The sequence below is a fragment of the Mucilaginibacter sp. UYCu711 genome, from assembly GCF_050433825.1.
Lineage (GTDB): Bacteria > Bacteroidota > Bacteroidia > Sphingobacteriales > Sphingobacteriaceae > Mucilaginibacter.
This window is the reverse complement of record NZ_JBNPWM010000003.1, coordinates 105694-120357: the sequence shown is the minus strand read 5'-3', so window position 1 is coordinate 120357 and position 14664 is coordinate 105694. Positions and strand designations below refer to the sequence as shown.

The following is a 14664-nucleotide window of genomic DNA, read 5'->3' as shown; positions in this document are numbered from 1 at the left end:
TGACGTTATACGTGGTACGTATTTTTTAAGTTCTTTAACGTACAACGTCCCACGTAAAACGTACAACATGAAATTGACTCTCGGCTTTTCGCCTTGCCCCAATGATACTTTTATATTCGACGCACTTATTCATAATAAGATAGATACTGAAGGCCTGGAGTTTGAGGTGTTTTATGATGATGTAGAAACGCTTAATCAAAAAGCCTTCCGCGGCGAACTGGATATTACCAAGCTAAGCTATCATGCCTTTGCGTATGTGGCTAATCAATACGTTTTGCTTGATGCCGGCAGTGCGCTGGGTTTCGGCGTTGGCCCCATGCTGATCTGCAAAGGCAATCCTGAAGAACTCCACTCAAAACTCAAAACTCACAACTCACAACTCAAAATAGGTATCCCCGGCAAATACACTACCGCTAACTTTTTATTGGGACTGGCATTTCCAAACGCAACTAACAAGGTAGAGCTGGTATTCTCTGATATTGAAAATGCTGTTTTAGAAGATAGGGTAGATGTTGGACTGATCATCCATGAAAATCGGTTTACTTACCAGGATAAAGGGTTGAACAAGATCATTGACCTGGGTGATTATTGGGAAAAAGAAACCGGTTGTGCCATCCCGCTTGGGGGTATTGTGGCCAACCGTAATTTACCATTGGACGTTCAACATAAAATAAACCGGGTGCTGCGTAAATCGGTGGAGTTTGCTTTTGCCAACCCAAAATCAGGATTAGATTTTATTCGCCAGCACGCGCAGGAAATGAGCGAGGAGGTAATGTATAAGCACATTGAGCTGTATGTAAATAAATACTCCGTTGATTTGGGCGAAGAAGGCAGGAAAGCGATAAACTTGTTGTTTAGCACGGCTTTGGAGAAGGGGATAATACCAAAGGTAGAACAGGAAATATTCTTAGGCCCCCTAACCCCCTAAAGGGGGAGGAATAGCAGGATAAATAAAAATTGACATACTTACTCCCCCTTCAGGGGGCGGGGGGGTTAATACAACAAATTATCATACGGATACCTGTCCACATGTAATTCCATTACATACTTATAGATCAGGTTTCTAAACTCATCGATATTTTGCTTTTCAGTAGCGGATATAAATATGGCCGGGCTGTTGTTTTTGGCCATCCAGCTGTGTTTAAAATCTTCAAGCGTTAACGGTTCAACTTCCTCATCCGGGTTCATTTGGATAGGCTTGTAAGCGTCTATTTTATTAAATACGGTGATGGTTTGTTTATCACTGGCACCGATATCTTTCAGCGTATCGTTTACCGCGCGGATATGGTCCTCAAAACTTGGATGTGATACATCAACAACATGAATTAACAGATCGGCCTCGCGTACCTCATCCAGGGTCGATTTAAAGCATTCTACCAAATCATGCGGTAACTTGCGGATGAACCCAACTGTATCAGACAATAAAAACGGCACATTCTCAATCACCACTTTTCTAACCGTAGTATCCAGGGTTGCAAACAGCTTATTCTCTGCAAATACATCCGATTTAGAGATCATATTCATGATGGTTGATTTACCAACGTTGGTATAACCTACCAGCGCGGCCCTAACCATAGCCGTACGATTTTTACGCTGTGTAGCGTTTTGCTTATCTATCAGTTTAAGCCTGTCTTTAAGCAGGTCAATTTTATTCAGGATCAACCTACGGTCAGTTTCAATCTGGCTCTCACCCGGTCCGCGCATACCAATACCACCTTTTTGGCGCTCTAAGTGGGTCCAGAGGCGGGTAAGGCGGGGCAGCAGGTATTGCAGTTGTGCAAGCTCAACCTGTGTTTTTGCCTGCGCGGTTTGCGCGCGGTTGGCGAAAATATCCAGTATCAGGTTGTTGCGATCCAGGATCTTAACCTGTAGCTCGTTCTCTATATTACGTAATTGCGACGGCGTTAGCTCATCATCAAACACAACAATGTCTATTTGTTCTTCCTTTACAAATACCTTAATATCCTCTAACCGGCCCGAGCCAACAAAGGTCGCGCGATCCGGCTTTTGCAGTTTTTGGGTAAATATTTTAACGGTTTCTGCACCGGCGGTATCTACTAAAAATTGTAATTCTTCTAAATATTCTCTGGCGCGTTCATCTGTTTCGTTAGCGGTAATTACACCAACCAGCACCGCCCGTTCCTGCTTCACAGCAGTATCATAAAATTTTTGTTTCATTAATGTTGATTTAACAATCAAAGTGCCAAGTTACAAAAACTGGTATAAGTGTTGATTATATAAGATGTTTATGACAGAATATCAGGTGAAAATTATTTAACTTTATATTATGACAGTATTAGAGCTCAAAAAATCAATTCACGAAAAGGTGGACAGCCTGAATGACCCCGAGTATTTGGAGCGGTTGAATACCATGATAAATCAAAAAGACGAAGTGATTGAAATTCCTGAACGACATATGGCAAGTATCGAGCAAGGTATGCGGGATATGAAAAATGGTGATTTTCTTACACTGGAACAGTTGGAGAAGCGATATGAAAAATGGCTAAAAGATTAGCTGTTACCAGGAATGCCTATCTCCATATAGATAGAATTATAGAATTTAATGACCTTAGAAATAAGTCTTCTGTATATTCCAGAAAAATTGTTAAGCTACTTTTTAAGGAATTTGATCTGTTAAAAAGATTGCCTTTTATGGGTATTGACACAGGCCAAAAAGGTATTTATCGATTGGTTTGGAATGATTTCTATATCTTTTATACTATAACTGGAGATTTAATTGAAATTCAAGCAGTCCATCATCAAAAAGAAGATATCAATTCTTAAAACATAAAAGAGCGACAGGAAACCCATCGCTCTTAATTCTTGAATCTTAACTCTTGATTCTGAAGCTTATATCAACAGCCTAACCGGCTCTTCTAATAATGATTTAAGTGTTTGTAAGAATGCAGCACCTGAAGCTCCATCAACCACACGGTGGTCGCAGCTTAGGGTTACCTTCATGATGTTACCCGGAACAACCGCGCCATTTTTAACAACCGGAACAGCTTGTATGCCGCTAACTGCAAGGATACATGCATCAGGCGAGTTAATAATAGCCGTAAACTCGTCAACACCAAACATACCTAAGTTTGATATGGTGAAGGTTGAGCCTTCCCAATCTGCAGGTTGTAGTTTTTTAGCCTTGGCGCGTTGTGCAAAGTCTTTAACCTCTACAGAGATATGGCTTAAAGACTTACCATCAGCGAAGCGGATAACCGGTACCAATAAACCTTCATCAACCGCAACGGCAACGCCAATGTGGATATGCTCGTTAGTGCGGATCTTATCGCCCAACCATGATGAGTTGATAGTTGGGTGTTGCCTTAATGCTATGGCGCATGCTTTAAGCACAAAATCATTAAATGATATTTTAACCGGAGCAATTTCGTTGATCTTGTTACGGGCAGCTATAGCCTGGTCCATATCTATCGACATGGTAACATAGAAATGCGGCGCGGTAAACAAGCTTTCAGACAAACGTTTGGCAATAACCTTACGCATCTGGCTAACCGGTTTCTCGGTAAATTTCTCTACGCCGGTATACGTTGGTAAAACAACCGGTGCCGGTGCAGCTTTTGCCGGAGCACTTGCCGCAGCAGGAGCGCTATCGGTAGCCGGTGCACCTTGCGCGGCAGCAGGAGTGGCACCTGGCTTAAAGTCTTCTATATCTTTTTTAACAATACGGCCACCTTCGGCAGTTCCTTTAACCGCGTTGATGTCGATGCCTTTTTCTTTAGCTATTTTGCGCGCTAACGGCGATGCTTTTACACGGCTGTCGCTATGCGTTGTTTCAGTTTCGGCAGCTTTTTCTTCAGTTGCAGCGGCAGCAGGAGCTGCGTCGGCTGGTTTAGCTGCTGCAGGTGCGGCAGGCGCATCTTGCAATAACGCCGTAATATCTGTTCCTTCTTTACCAACAATGGCTATAATACCGTTTACCGGTGCAGCTTCGCCCTCTTTAGGGCCAATGTATAATAGTGTGCCGGCTTCGTAACCAACAACTTCCATAGTAGCCTTGTCGGTTTCAACATCAGCTAATGAGTCGTCTGATTTTACTTTATCACCAACCTTAAAATTCCATTTGTTAATGATGCCTTCAGTCATGGTGTCGCTCAAGGCAGGCATGCGAATAACCGTTGCCGGGATGCTTGAGGTATCTACCTTTGCCGGGGCCGGTGTTGCTGCCGGTGCTTTATCTTGTGTTGGTTTATCTGCTTTTTTATCTTCTGCAACTGGTTCAGTTGCTCCCCCTTTAGGGGGCTGGGGCGCGTCGCCTCCCGTTAAAGCTGTCTTATAATCTTCGCCCTCTTTACCTAAAACGGCTATTACTTCGTCAACCGGGACAGATTTACCTTCTTCTACACCGATAAATAATAATACACCATCCTGGTACGATTCAAAATCCATGGTGGCTTTATCGGTTTCTATCTCGGCCAATACATCGCCTGATTTTACCTTATCCCCAACTTTTTTATGCCATTTAGCTACCACACCATCAGTCATGGTATCGCTCATTTTTGGCATTTTAACTACTTCGGCCATTATATTATTGAATTATTGAATTAATGAGTTATTGATTAGCAAAAATAGCATTGAATAATGATGTCTTAGCATGTTTTCTTGATAAACCTCCGTGATTTAAATCAACAATTCCATAATTCATTAATTCAATAATTGGCTAATTGTTAGTCCATTATATATGGGTAATCTTTCTGTACGTAAACATCAGTATATAATTCTGATGCTTCCGGCCATGGCGACTCTTCGGCAAATTGTACCGCTGCGTCAACTTCGGCTTTTATTTTAGCGTCGATCTCTTCGAACCATTTTTCATCGGCGTAGCCATTTTTTTCGATAGCAACTTTTGTGATTTCAATCGGATCTTTGGCTTTATAGCTTTCCAGCTCTTCTTTAGTACGGTATTTCTGCGGATCGGACATCGAGTGGCCCTTGTAGCGATAGGTACGCATTTCAAGGAAGGTTGGCCCTTCACCGTTACGCGCACGCTGTACAGCCTCGTCCATGGCGTTATGTACCGCAACAGGGTCCATGCCATCAACAGCTGATGAAGGGATGCCGTAAGGTAAACCCAATTTATAGATATCAGTTTGGATAGTAGTACGCGCTACTGATGTACCCATTGCGTAACCATTGTTTTCGCAAATAAATATTACCGGCAGTTGCCATAACGCGGCCATGTTAAAGGTTTCGTTTAATGCACCCTGGCGCACGGCACCATCGCCCATATAGGCTACGTTTACAAAGTCGGTTCCTTTAAACTTTTCGGCAAAGGCTATACCGGCACCCAATGGGATCTGCCCGCCTACAATGCCGTGGCCGCCGTAAAAGTGGTGCTCTTTACTAAACATGTGCATAGAGCCGCCTTTGCCTTTTGAGCATCCGGTAGCCTTGCCATACAGCTCGGCCATGATAGATTTTGAGGTTACGCCCTGAGCTATAGCATGCGCGTGATCGCGATAAGCGGTGATCATGCTGTCGCCTTTTTTTAACACAGATATAGCGCCGGCTAAAACAGCTTCCTGGCCAATGTATAAGTGGCAAAAGCCCCTTATTTTTTGCTGACCGTATAATTGCCCGGCTTTTTCTTCGAACTTACGCATCAAAAGCATAGACTCGTACCACTTTAAGTAAGTGTCTTTATTTATTTCGATTGAACTCATTTGTCAAACAACCAATTTAAGTATAATGCGCAAATCTAATTATATCTTCCAAATTATCGAAACCCGAACGGATTTGTTGCGAAGTATTTTTATGTGATTGGGGATTAGTGGTCAGAGATTAGTTTTATATGACAATGCGTTTTTGTTTTTTTGCGACAAAAGCGAAAATATTATCGGTGTAAATCGCCTGATCTCCACTTTCAAACCGCTGCTCGTTAATCCCCAAATGTGGAAAACTAAATAATGTCAATAAAAATCAGCTTTTATTTGTGATTACGGATAAAATGGATAGTTTTGTATCCAACCTTATTCAATGTGTGTAACATTATGGACAGTTTGTCCGTTAAACAAGAACGAAACAAGGAATAAATGAAGAAAACAGTATTGGCCATCGCCTTATTTTTCAGCGTTTTAGCCGTTCAGGCCCAAACAAAAAGTGTTCCAAACCAAACGGCCGACAAGCCCGGAGACGAACAAGAGAGTTTAGCGAAGGATTATCTTTCTCAAATTATGCATGTTGCGGTATCTGCAACATCAAACATGAAGCTTTTTAATTTTGTATATGATTGGATAGGAACCCCTTACCGTTTTGGCGGCAGTTCAAAAAAGGGCGTTGATTGTTCTGCATTTACAAAACAGTTATACAACCAGGTTTTTAATTTAGATATTAAACGTAACTCGCGCGATATTTTTAGCATGGTTAGCCCGGTTGGTAAAGATGATTTAAAAGAAGGCGATTTGGTTTTCTTTAAAATACATAGCCGCAGCATTTCGCACATCGGCATTTACCTGGGTAATAACAGGTTTGCACATGCTTCAATGAAAGGTGTTGCTATAAGCAGCCTTGACGATGCTTATTACAGCCGTTACTTTTATAAAGGCGGCAGGGTATTGGCGCAGTTTAAAGAAGAGCTAAGCGGTGTGCCTGGCGATAGCAAAGACAACAACTAAACATATTTTCACAGTGAAAAGCCTTTTCAGCAATGAGAAGGCTTTTTTATGACCGATAATTAATACTCGTCCGGTTGTTTTTTGTAAAGCTGGCTTATTCCAATAAAAACTATTAGCAGCGACACTAACACTATACCGGCTACAGGGTGTTTGGCCATCCCGTTGGTAAACTGCGATACAGCTGCATATATTAAACCGGCTACGCCTGCAATCGTAAATACAACTCCGATAATTTTAGATTTCATTGTGGTTAGGGTTAAAAGGTGCAACTTTCTGTTAATAAAAAAGTCTGTCAGCAAAAAACTGACAGACCCTATAAAAAACTATATTGAAACGCTATTTATGTTCAAGTTGGTCGCGAAGCAAAGTAACGCCCGCAAAAAATATGATGCAACCTAATAAGGTAATGCCGGCAAATGCACTGCGGGTTATATAGTTGGTTAACTCGCCTACTACTGCAAAAATTAGCCCTATAATGCCTGCTAAAGTTAATATGGTGCCCAGCGTTGGTCTCGATTTCATTTACTGCGTTTAAATTAATTTGGTAACCTTAGCACTCAAATTATGCACCAATTTTAAATCGACTTTAAAGGAGCTTAAACGTAATCAATTGGGGATTTTTGGATGCGCTATAAATCCCCAAAAATCCCCGGTACTGTGGCGGTAGTGTAACGTTTTTTACGCTGATATTATTGGGCTTAAGCCTCGTCTTTGGTAACTCTTACCAGGCTTATACCAGTTAAAAAAAATATTACGCCAAGTACGCCAATAACAGCAAGCTCGGTAATACCGTTGCTGTGTTGTATAATAGCTATGCCGGTGTAAATTAGACCAATAATGCCCAGAATGGTTAGTATTGTTCCGAAAGTTCTTTTTACGTTCATAATGTTGTTGTTTATATTTAATGATCTCTTTAATAAATAACACTATATTTATTTCACTAAATCTAATAAGCCATGACAAACCAAATAGTTTTGCTATTTATCGTTTTTATTTTACTCATAATTGTTTTTTCGTCGTTTGTAACCGTTAAACAAGGCACTATTGCCGTTATTACCATATTTGGGAAATTTCGTCGCATTCTTACTCCGGGCTTAAATTTTAAAATACCCTTGGTTGAGGCCATCTATTCAAAAATATCCATTCAAAACCGCTCTGTCGAACTGGAGTTCCAGGCCGTAACGTTCGACCAGGCAAACGTTTATTTTAAGGCTATGCTGTTATATTCGGTATTAGACCAGCAGGAAGAGACCATAAAAAACGTAGCCTTTAAATTTGTTGATGAGCGCAATTTAATGCAGGCATTGATCCGTACGGTGGAGGGATCTATCCGCGCGTTTGTTGCAACCAAACGACAATCAGAAGTATTGATATTGAGGCGCGATATTGTGGATCATGTAAAAGAGCAGCTTGACCAGATCCTGGAAACCTGGGGGTATCATTTACAGGATCTGCAATTAAATGATATTACGTTTGATGACGTGATCATGAAATCAATGAGCCAGGTTGTGGCGTCAAATAACCTGAAAGCTGCCGCCGAAAACGAGGGTCAGGCTTTATTGATCACCAAAACAAAAGCTGCCGAAGCTGAGGGTAATGCTATTAAAATATCTGCCGAGGCCGAGCGCCAGGCATCGCAATTACGCGGACAGGGTGTGGCTTTATTCCGCCAGGAAGTTGCCAAGGGTATGACAGTTGCCGCCAAAGAAATGGAAACAGCACATATGGATACCTCGGTAATACTGTTTACCATGTGGACGGAATCCATCAAATACTTCGCCGAAAACTCTGAAGGGAACGTTATTTTCCTTGACGGATCAACCGATGCCATGCACCAAACCATGAAAGAAATGATGAGTTTAAACCTTTTGCAGCCTGACAAAGTCAAAGGCAAAAAGATTTAAACTAATTATTAAACTATGCGGGTAAGATTTACGGGGGTGATAGGTGTTGCTGCGTTAATACTGTGCCTTAATAATTGGGTTTTGGCACAAGGCTCCTATCGCCAGTTAACTGCCGCTGATTTTGGTGGTATCCCCAACCCCGGCGATAATAACGCAATAGCCCATACTAAATGCTCCATTAATTTCCATTACGAAGGGGCAGGACAAGGCGACAGGTTTAAATTAATTGCTGATGTGCGGCTAACGGTTGACCATCAACGGTCATGGATAGACATGAAACAGGTAACCGATAAAAAACACCTTGCCCGGATACTTAGCCATGAACAGGGCCACTATACCATATCCTATATGGAGCAGCAAGAGCTGCTGCGCATGATAAACCGGACACGTTTTGACGAAAATTATTACCGCTCGCAAGCCAACGACCTGTTTAACCGGATCCATGCAAAATACCAGGAGCTAAACGCCAACTACGATGTTGACACCCAAAATATGCGCGATGCAACGCAGCAACATAGCTGGGATGTGTACTTTCAAAAAAGGCTGATGTATATGCCACCGGTGGAACGGGTGGGGTATTAAGCTAATAGTTGACAAAAAGATCAAAAACCTTTCTTCCTGGTCACCCCAATTTTACGCGGCTTTTTATTTTCATTACCGCCCACGCCTTCAGCACCATATTGGCGGGCCATTTTGCCAATGCGGTCTTCCAGGCTTTCGGTAGTAAGGCGCTCACGGCCCAGGCTGTCAACCATTATCGGGAAAGCAAACGGGGTGGGGCGTTCAATAGTTTTAAGGATGATATTTTGGGTGATGATGCGCTGTAGTGCTGCCCTCAGCCTAAACTCTTCTAACTGGAATGCCAGCGCTTCGTTATAAGCCTGCCGCACCAACAGGTTATCAGGCTCATACTCGCTAAAAACATCAAACAATAATGATGATGATGCCTGCAAATGTTTGTTTTTTACCTGCGAACCGGGAAACCCGTTAAACACTAATCCGCCGATGCTGGCGATATCCCGGAAGCGGCGGCGCGCCATTTCATTCGCATTTAAGCTATGCTGGATATCCTCCAGTAAATTATTTATCGAGAAAAATTCGGCATCTTCTAACACCTCTTCAATAGGCACATCTTCGTCCGTTAATAATTCAAACCCGTAATCATTCATAGCGATGGAGAAGCTGGCAGGTTTTACTTTCGAGATCCGGTAGGCAAATAATGATGCCATGCCCTCATGCACCAATCGCCCCTCAAAAGGATAAAATAAGAGGTGGTGCCCTTCGCGCGATTTAAAGGATTCAATTAAAAACTCATGGCTTTGCGGCAGGTGTGATAGCTCTTGCTGTAAAACAAATAATGGCTTTAGGGCAATTACTTCTTCGTCCTTTTCTATACCATGGGCCACCTCGTCCAGTTTATCCCTGAACACTGCCGATAGCTGCGATGATAATGGCATCCGCCCACCGTTCCAGCTGGGTATCATCCCTTTGTTTGAAGTCGATTTTTTAACATAGGCGCTCATTTCTTTTATCCGCACAAACTCCAGGCTGCGCCCCGCAAACCAAAAGGTATTACCGGGTTTAAGCTTGGAGATAAAAGATTCTTCAACCGTACCCAAACTACCGCCGCTTAACCATTTAACGCGGATACTCATATCGCTGGTTATGGTGCCAATGCTTAACCGGTGCCGCATGGCCACCCGGCGATTAAATACTTTGTATACCCCATTCTCTATTTCGACCTTTAAAAACTCATCGTACTGCGCCAGGGTTTTGCCGCCGTTGGTTATAAAGTCAAGCAACTGGTTAAATTCACCCCGGCGCAAGTCGGCAAAGGCATAGGTGCCGGTAACCTCTTTATATAATTCATCGGCTCTAAATCCTTCTGATACCGCTAAGGTCACCATGTATTGTATCAGCACATCCACAGCCAGCAGCATTGGGTCGCGGCTTTCAAAAATGCCTTGTTTAATACCCTGCTTCAGGGCGGCGCCTTCCAATAATTCTAATGAATGCGTAGGTACAAAGTAAGCTTTTGATGTAGCGCCCGGATGGTGCCCGCTGCGCCCTGCACGCTGCATAAACCGCGCGACACCTTTGGGGCTGCCAACCTGGATCACCGTATCTACGGGCCTGAAATCAACCCCCAGGTCAAGGCTTGAGGTACATACCACAACCTTTAACGCTTCGGCGTGGAGGGCGGCCTCTACCCAGTTGCGCAGCTCGTTATCCAGCGATCCGTGGTGCATGGCCATTACCCCGGCATACTCGGGGTAATTGTCTAAAATGGCGTGGTACCAGATCTCTGACTGCGACCGCGTATTGGTAAATATCAGCGTGGTTTTGCTTTTGGCTACGATATCCATAACCTGCGGCAACAGCTTTAACCCAATATGCCCGGCCCAGGAGTAGTTCTCAATATTCTCCGGAATGATGGATTGGATAACCAGTTTTTTATCCACATTGGCCCGCACCATTTTTATCTTATCCCGCGGGAAATCATTGCCCAGCAATACGTCGGCTGCTTGTTCTAAATTGCCTATGGTGGCAGAGATCCCCCAAATTCTGAGTGGTGAGTTTTGAGTGGTGGGTTTTGAGTTTTGAATGTTTTCGCGGCCCAGGCTCTTCAACTTGCTTAACCCCAGCTCCACCTGTACACCCCGCTTAGTACCTAATAACTCGTGCCATTCATCAACTACCAGTACCTGCAGGCTTTGAAATATTTTGGGATATTCTTTTTGGGCCAGCATCAGGTGCAGGCTTTCGGGGGTGGTGAGCAGTACTTCGGGTAGTTTTTTCTTTAGTGCGGCTTTTTCGGCAGCGGGGGTGTCGCCGGTGCGGGTTGCAATTTTCCAGGGGATGTCCAAATCATCGCAAACTTCCTGCATGGCTTTCCTGATGTCGTTGGTTAAGGCGCGCAGGGGCGTTATCCAAAGCATTTGCAGGCCATTGTTTTGGCGGCTTTTATAATCGGGGTGTTTATTAATAAAATCAGCCAGGAAAGGCAAAAACAAAGCAAAGGTTTTACCACTACCGGTAGGGGCGTTCAATAAACCCGAATTGCCTGCAAGGTAAACCTCCGCCATTTCTTTTTGAAACGGAAACTGGTGCCAGTTTTTTTGCTTGTACCATTGCTGTATAACTTTTTCCCCCGGGCTTATCATCATTGAGCTAACAAAATAATAAATCTTTTGTGCTATCAATAAAAAAAGTCCTGCCGGTTTATGGGCAGGACTTGATCTTTGGTGCAAACCGCGCTATTATTTCTTCTCGGGCAGCAAAATGATCTTTATCAAATTATTACCGCCTAAATATCTTATAGCAGCGTCTTTGGTGCTTTGCTGGGTTACCTGGCCCGGGTCCTGCACGCGGCTTAAAATTTTATCAGGGTCCTCCTGGTTTTGTGCAGAGGTGGTTAATGTAGCCTGCCAAAAAGTATTTTGCTTGTACTGGCTCTGTATGGTACGTGCCTGGCGCGCTATAAATAGTTTAACATCATTATCGGCAGCGCCATTTTGTTTGAGTTTATTTATCTCGTTAAGTATGTAAGCGGTAGCTTTGTCAACACCGTCTACATCAGCTAAAAAGGATAGGGTTACTTTATACCTGCCTTCGGGGTTTTTGCCATAATTAACCCTTACGCCCGGCGAATATATACCGTTGCCATCTTTAAGCGAATCAACCAGCCTGATGTTCAGGATCTCTTCCAGGGCATCAATCTGCGTGTTATTTTCGTCGTTATAATTATAATCACCGCTAAATATTAATTGTACCGTAGCTTTATTACCTGCGCCTTTGTATATGGTTTTTGTTACCTGGCCCGCCGACGGATGGATGCCTAAATTCTTAAAGGTTTCCTTGCCGTTTGTCGACGGCAGGCTGCCCAGGTAGGTTGCAAGGTACGGGATGATTGCGTTAACCGAAAAATCGCCGGTGAAAGTAAAGGTAAAATTGCTTGCATCGGCAAAGCGTGCTTTGTAAAAATCATAAGCTTTATCCAAACTTGCCGCATTTAGCTTATCGGCTGTAGCCGCCATGCTGCGGGGGCTATAGTTGCCTAAAACAGCCAAAACAGTATCCTGGTATACGCTGCCGGGGGCATTGGCATTCCTGGTTAAAGCCGATTGCGCCTGGCTGATATACGTTTTCCATACCTCGGCATCCTTGCGCGGACTGGTAAAATATAAATGCAAAAGCTGCAGCGCCGGTTCAAAGCTATCGCCAACGGCATACCCTGATACGCCCTGGGTTATATCGCTGATATATGGGGTAATGCTAAAGCTTTTATCGCGCATCATTTTAACTAACTGCGTTTGGTTAAAACCGGCCACACCACTATTGCTTACTATATTTGCAGCAATATTTGCCGATAGGAAATCCTGGTCGCCGGCCAGTGATGTGCCGCCAAAACTATACCCCGCTATCAGTATCTGACCAGGAGTAAAGGTTGTGGGCTTTAATATAACTTTTATACCATTAGTTAAAGTAACCGTTGTTACAGATATGGTACTGTCAACCTTCATGGTTTCCACTTTGCCGGGGGTAGGTAGTGCGGCCATAAATGGTGTTGAACTGTCATCTACATATGGTGTAAGCCCGGTACCCGCATCGGCTACCCATTTTAGCAGGGTTTGCTCGTTTGGTAAATTACCTTTTTGCGCATCATTAGCTTCCAGCAGTATTACCCGGTTCTGATCAGAGATCAGCCTGGCTGCCAGCGCATTCATTTCGGCAAGGGTTATTTTGCCTATGTTGTTGATATAGTAGTTATACTCGAAATCTATGCCGGGGATAGCTTGCTTGTTTATGAAGTTGCGCTCATAATCGCCTGCAAAATTTGCCGGCGGGGTGTTGTCCTTAGCATTGTAGGCATTAGTAATTTGCGAAAGCGCGATCTGTTTGGCGCGTTCCAGCTCGGTTACTGTAAAGCCAAATTTGCGTGCACGCAGCACCTCGGCCATAACGGCTTTAACGCCGGCTTCTAAACTCTGCGGGCTATTTACTACGGCAAGCGCCGAAAATGCATCCTGCTTGCCTATAAAATCGGCATAAGCGGCCTGCCCAAACAATATTGGCGGCGCAGGTATTTTGGTAAGCTCGGTTACACGTGTATTTAAGATCTGGTTAAATAAAGTTATCCGCATAGATTGCAGGTAATCAGCCTGCGTTTTAACAATGGCCTGCGGATGCTTAACTATAACCTGGAAAAGTGTATAATTAAAATCTTTATCGGTAGCTATTTTTACGGTTGTGCCTGCGGTAGGTGTAACCGTATATTGTGGTTGTGGTTTAGCAGGCGATGGATTTCTTAATGATGAGAAGTTAAATTTTATCTGCTCTTCTACCTGTTTTGGATCAAAATCGCCGACAGCTATAATGGCCTGCATGTCCGGGCGGTACCAATCAGCATAAAAACTTTTTACAGCTGCTTCAGTAAATCCCTTAACCGTAGTCTCGGTGCCCATTGGCATCCGGTAGGCGTATGGCGATTTGTTTAACAACACGGGCAGGGTTTGTTGCTGCAGCCTGTCCTCGGCGTTTTTGCCGCCCAATGCAGCCTGTGCTGCAAGGGTGGTTTTTTCGGCGCTTAAAGCGGCGGCGTCAAAGTTTATACGGGCGGCCCAATTGGCTAATAAACTAAACCCGTTTGCAAATACTTTAGGCGTATCGGTTGGTACCGATAGCTGGTAAATAGTTTCATCAAACGAGGTGATGGCATTAATATCCGGACCGTATTTTATGCCCAGTTTAGTAAGGTAGCTTGCCATATCAGCTTTCGCGAAATCGCGCGTACCGTTAAAAGCCATGCGTTGTATCAGTGTTGCCATACCGCGTTGCGCTTCTGTTTCTAACACCGAGCCTGCTTTGTTTACCAGCATTAACTGTGCTTTGCCTTTAAGCTGGTTGTTTGCACGCACGTAATAGGTTAACCCGTTAGGCAATTTGCCTACTATAACGTTGGGGTCAACCGGTAATGCTGCGGCTGTTACAGCGCCAGCCTGTTGTTTAATGGCAGCAGTAGTTCTTTTTGTAGGAGCCGGTTTTTTTTTAACCTGGGCAAACGCACTGCCTGTGGTAACAAGCAAGGTAACAGCCCATAACAAAATGGTCTTTCTAAAATTCATTATATG

14 protein-coding genes are annotated in these 14664 nt (G+C 43.7%); 6 read left to right on the top strand and 8 right to left on the bottom strand.

Annotation, left to right across the window (positions count from 1 at the left end):
* Positions 1-67 precede the first annotated feature (67 nt).
* Positions 68-928 carry a menaquinone biosynthesis family protein gene (locus ABIB50_RS07830; RefSeq protein WP_429378693.1) on the top strand — a complete coding sequence of 287 codons (861 nt, stop codon included), beginning with the start codon at positions 68-70 and terminating at the stop codon, positions 926-928.
* A 65-nt stretch (positions 929-993) separates the two neighbouring features.
* Here the strand turns inward: ABIB50_RS07830 and hflX are convergent, their stop codons facing one another.
* Positions 994-2178, bottom strand: a complete 1185-nt coding sequence (gene hflX, locus ABIB50_RS07825; protein ID WP_429378691.1) for a GTPase HflX — start codon at positions 2176-2178, stop codon at positions 994-996.
* A gap of 109 nt (positions 2179-2287) precedes the next feature.
* On the opposite strand from hflX, the gene ABIB50_RS07820 reads away from it, so the two are divergent.
* Together ABIB50_RS07820 and ABIB50_RS07815 are read left to right on the top strand one after the other, a co-directional pair.
* Positions 2288-2515 carry a hypothetical protein gene (locus ABIB50_RS07820; protein WP_429378689.1) on the top strand — a complete coding sequence of 76 codons (228 nt, stop codon included), beginning with the start codon at positions 2288-2290 and terminating at the stop codon, positions 2513-2515.
* On the top strand, positions 2500-2784 hold the full coding sequence (locus ABIB50_RS07815; RefSeq protein WP_429378678.1) for a type II toxin-antitoxin system RelE/ParE family toxin: 285 nt from the start codon (positions 2500-2502) through the stop codon (positions 2782-2784). The genes ABIB50_RS07820 and ABIB50_RS07815 overlap by 16 nt, the downstream gene beginning before the upstream one ends.
* A gap of 66 nt (positions 2785-2850) precedes the next feature.
* On the opposite strand, the gene ABIB50_RS07810 is transcribed toward ABIB50_RS07815, so the two are convergent.
* Complete coding sequence (locus tag ABIB50_RS07810; RefSeq protein ID WP_429378677.1) at positions 2851-4539, bottom strand: 2-oxo acid dehydrogenase subunit E2; 1689 nt, start codon at positions 4537-4539, stop codon at positions 2851-2853.
* 143 nt (positions 4540-4682) lie between these two features.
* Positions 4683-5678 (bottom strand): pyruvate dehydrogenase (acetyl-transferring) E1 component subunit alpha, encoded by a 996-nt coding sequence (gene pdhA, locus ABIB50_RS07805; protein WP_429378675.1) that lies wholly within the window; start codon positions 5676-5678, stop codon positions 4683-4685.
* Positions 5679-6047: 369 nt separating this feature from the next.
* Here pdhA and ABIB50_RS07800 point away from each other — a divergent pair, with 369 nt between their 5' ends.
* A complete protein-coding gene (locus ABIB50_RS07800; protein ID WP_429378673.1) occupies positions 6048-6629 on the top strand; it encodes a C40 family peptidase in 582 nt (193 codons plus the stop codon).
* A gap of 59 nt (positions 6630-6688) precedes the next feature.
* Here the strand turns inward: ABIB50_RS07800 and ABIB50_RS07795 are convergent, their stop codons facing one another.
* The 3 genes from ABIB50_RS07795 to ABIB50_RS07785 form a co-directional block, all read right to left on the bottom strand.
* Positions 6689-6874 carry a hypothetical protein gene (locus ABIB50_RS07795; protein ID WP_429378672.1) on the bottom strand — a complete coding sequence of 62 codons (186 nt, stop codon included), beginning with the start codon at positions 6872-6874 and terminating at the stop codon, positions 6689-6691.
* 91 nt (positions 6875-6965) lie between these two features.
* Entirely contained in the window at positions 6966-7151 is a 186-nt protein-coding gene (locus ABIB50_RS07790; protein ID WP_429378670.1) for a hypothetical protein, read from the bottom strand.
* Between the two features lie 176 nt (positions 7152-7327).
* Complete coding sequence (locus tag ABIB50_RS07785; RefSeq protein WP_429378669.1) at positions 7328-7513, bottom strand: hypothetical protein; 186 nt, start codon at positions 7511-7513, stop codon at positions 7328-7330.
* 72 nt (positions 7514-7585) lie between these two features.
* Here ABIB50_RS07785 and ABIB50_RS07780 point away from each other — a divergent pair, with 72 nt between their 5' ends.
* Both ABIB50_RS07780 and ABIB50_RS07775 read left to right on the top strand, forming a co-directional pair.
* Positions 7586-8533, top strand: a complete 948-nt coding sequence (locus tag ABIB50_RS07780; protein WP_429378667.1) for an SPFH domain-containing protein — start codon at positions 7586-7588, stop codon at positions 8531-8533.
* A gap of 15 nt (positions 8534-8548) precedes the next feature.
* Positions 8549-9115, top strand: a complete 567-nt coding sequence (locus ABIB50_RS07775; RefSeq protein WP_429378666.1) for a DUF922 domain-containing protein — start codon at positions 8549-8551, stop codon at positions 9113-9115.
* A gap of 20 nt (positions 9116-9135) precedes the next feature.
* Here ABIB50_RS07775 and ABIB50_RS07770 read toward each other — a convergent pair whose 3' ends face one another.
* On the bottom strand, positions 9136-11700 hold the full coding sequence (locus ABIB50_RS07770) for a ligase-associated DNA damage response DEXH box helicase (protein WP_429378665.1): 2565 nt from the start codon (positions 11698-11700) through the stop codon (positions 9136-9138).
* A gap of 93 nt (positions 11701-11793) precedes the next feature.
* Positions 11794-14658 carry a M16 family metallopeptidase gene (locus tag ABIB50_RS07765; RefSeq protein WP_429378664.1) on the bottom strand — a complete coding sequence of 955 codons (2865 nt, stop codon included), beginning with the start codon at positions 14656-14658 and terminating at the stop codon, positions 11794-11796.
* Positions 14659-14664: the final 6 nt, after the last annotated feature.

Excerpts from the sequence above, each read along its gene's own strand:
- ABIB50_RS07785 (WP_429378669.1), bottom strand. The coding sequence starts at position 7,513 with ATGAACGTAAAAAGAACTTTCGGAACAATACTAACCATTCTGGGCATT.
- ABIB50_RS07795 (WP_429378672.1), bottom strand. The coding sequence starts at position 6,874 with ATGAAATCTAAAATTATCGGAGTTGTATTTACGATTGCAGGCGTAGCC.
- ABIB50_RS07780 (WP_429378667.1), top strand. The coding sequence starts at position 7,586 with ATGACAAACCAAATAGTTTTGCTATTTATCGTTTTTATTTTACTCATA.
- ABIB50_RS07810 (WP_429378677.1), bottom strand. The coding sequence starts at position 4,539 with ATGGCCGAAGTAGTTAAAATGCCAAAAATGAGCGATACCATGACTGAT.
- ABIB50_RS07820 (WP_429378689.1), top strand. The coding sequence starts at position 2,288 with ATGACAGTATTAGAGCTCAAAAAATCAATTCACGAAAAGGTGGACAGC.
- ABIB50_RS07815 (WP_429378678.1), top strand. The coding sequence starts at position 2,500 with ATGGCTAAAAGATTAGCTGTTACCAGGAATGCCTATCTCCATATAGAT.
- pdhA (WP_429378675.1), bottom strand. The coding sequence starts at position 5,678 with ATGAGTTCAATCGAAATAAATAAAGACACTTACTTAAAGTGGTACGAG.
- hflX (WP_429378691.1), bottom strand. The coding sequence starts at position 2,178 with ATGAAACAAAAATTTTATGATACTGCTGTGAAGCAGGAACGGGCGGTG.
- ABIB50_RS07770 (WP_429378665.1), bottom strand. The coding sequence starts at position 11,700 with ATGATGATAAGCCCGGGGGAAAAAGTTATACAGCAATGGTACAAGCAA.
- ABIB50_RS07790 (WP_429378670.1), bottom strand. The coding sequence starts at position 7,151 with ATGAAATCGAGACCAACGCTGGGCACCATATTAACTTTAGCAGGCATT.
- ABIB50_RS07800 (WP_429378673.1), top strand. The coding sequence starts at position 6,048 with ATGAAGAAAACAGTATTGGCCATCGCCTTATTTTTCAGCGTTTTAGCC.
- ABIB50_RS07830 (WP_429378693.1), top strand. The coding sequence starts at position 68 with ATGAAATTGACTCTCGGCTTTTCGCCTTGCCCCAATGATACTTTTATA.
- ABIB50_RS07775 (WP_429378666.1), top strand. The coding sequence starts at position 8,549 with ATGCGGGTAAGATTTACGGGGGTGATAGGTGTTGCTGCGTTAATACTG.
- ABIB50_RS07765 (WP_429378664.1), bottom strand. The coding sequence starts at position 14,658 with ATGAATTTTAGAAAGACCATTTTGTTATGGGCTGTTACCTTGCTTGTT.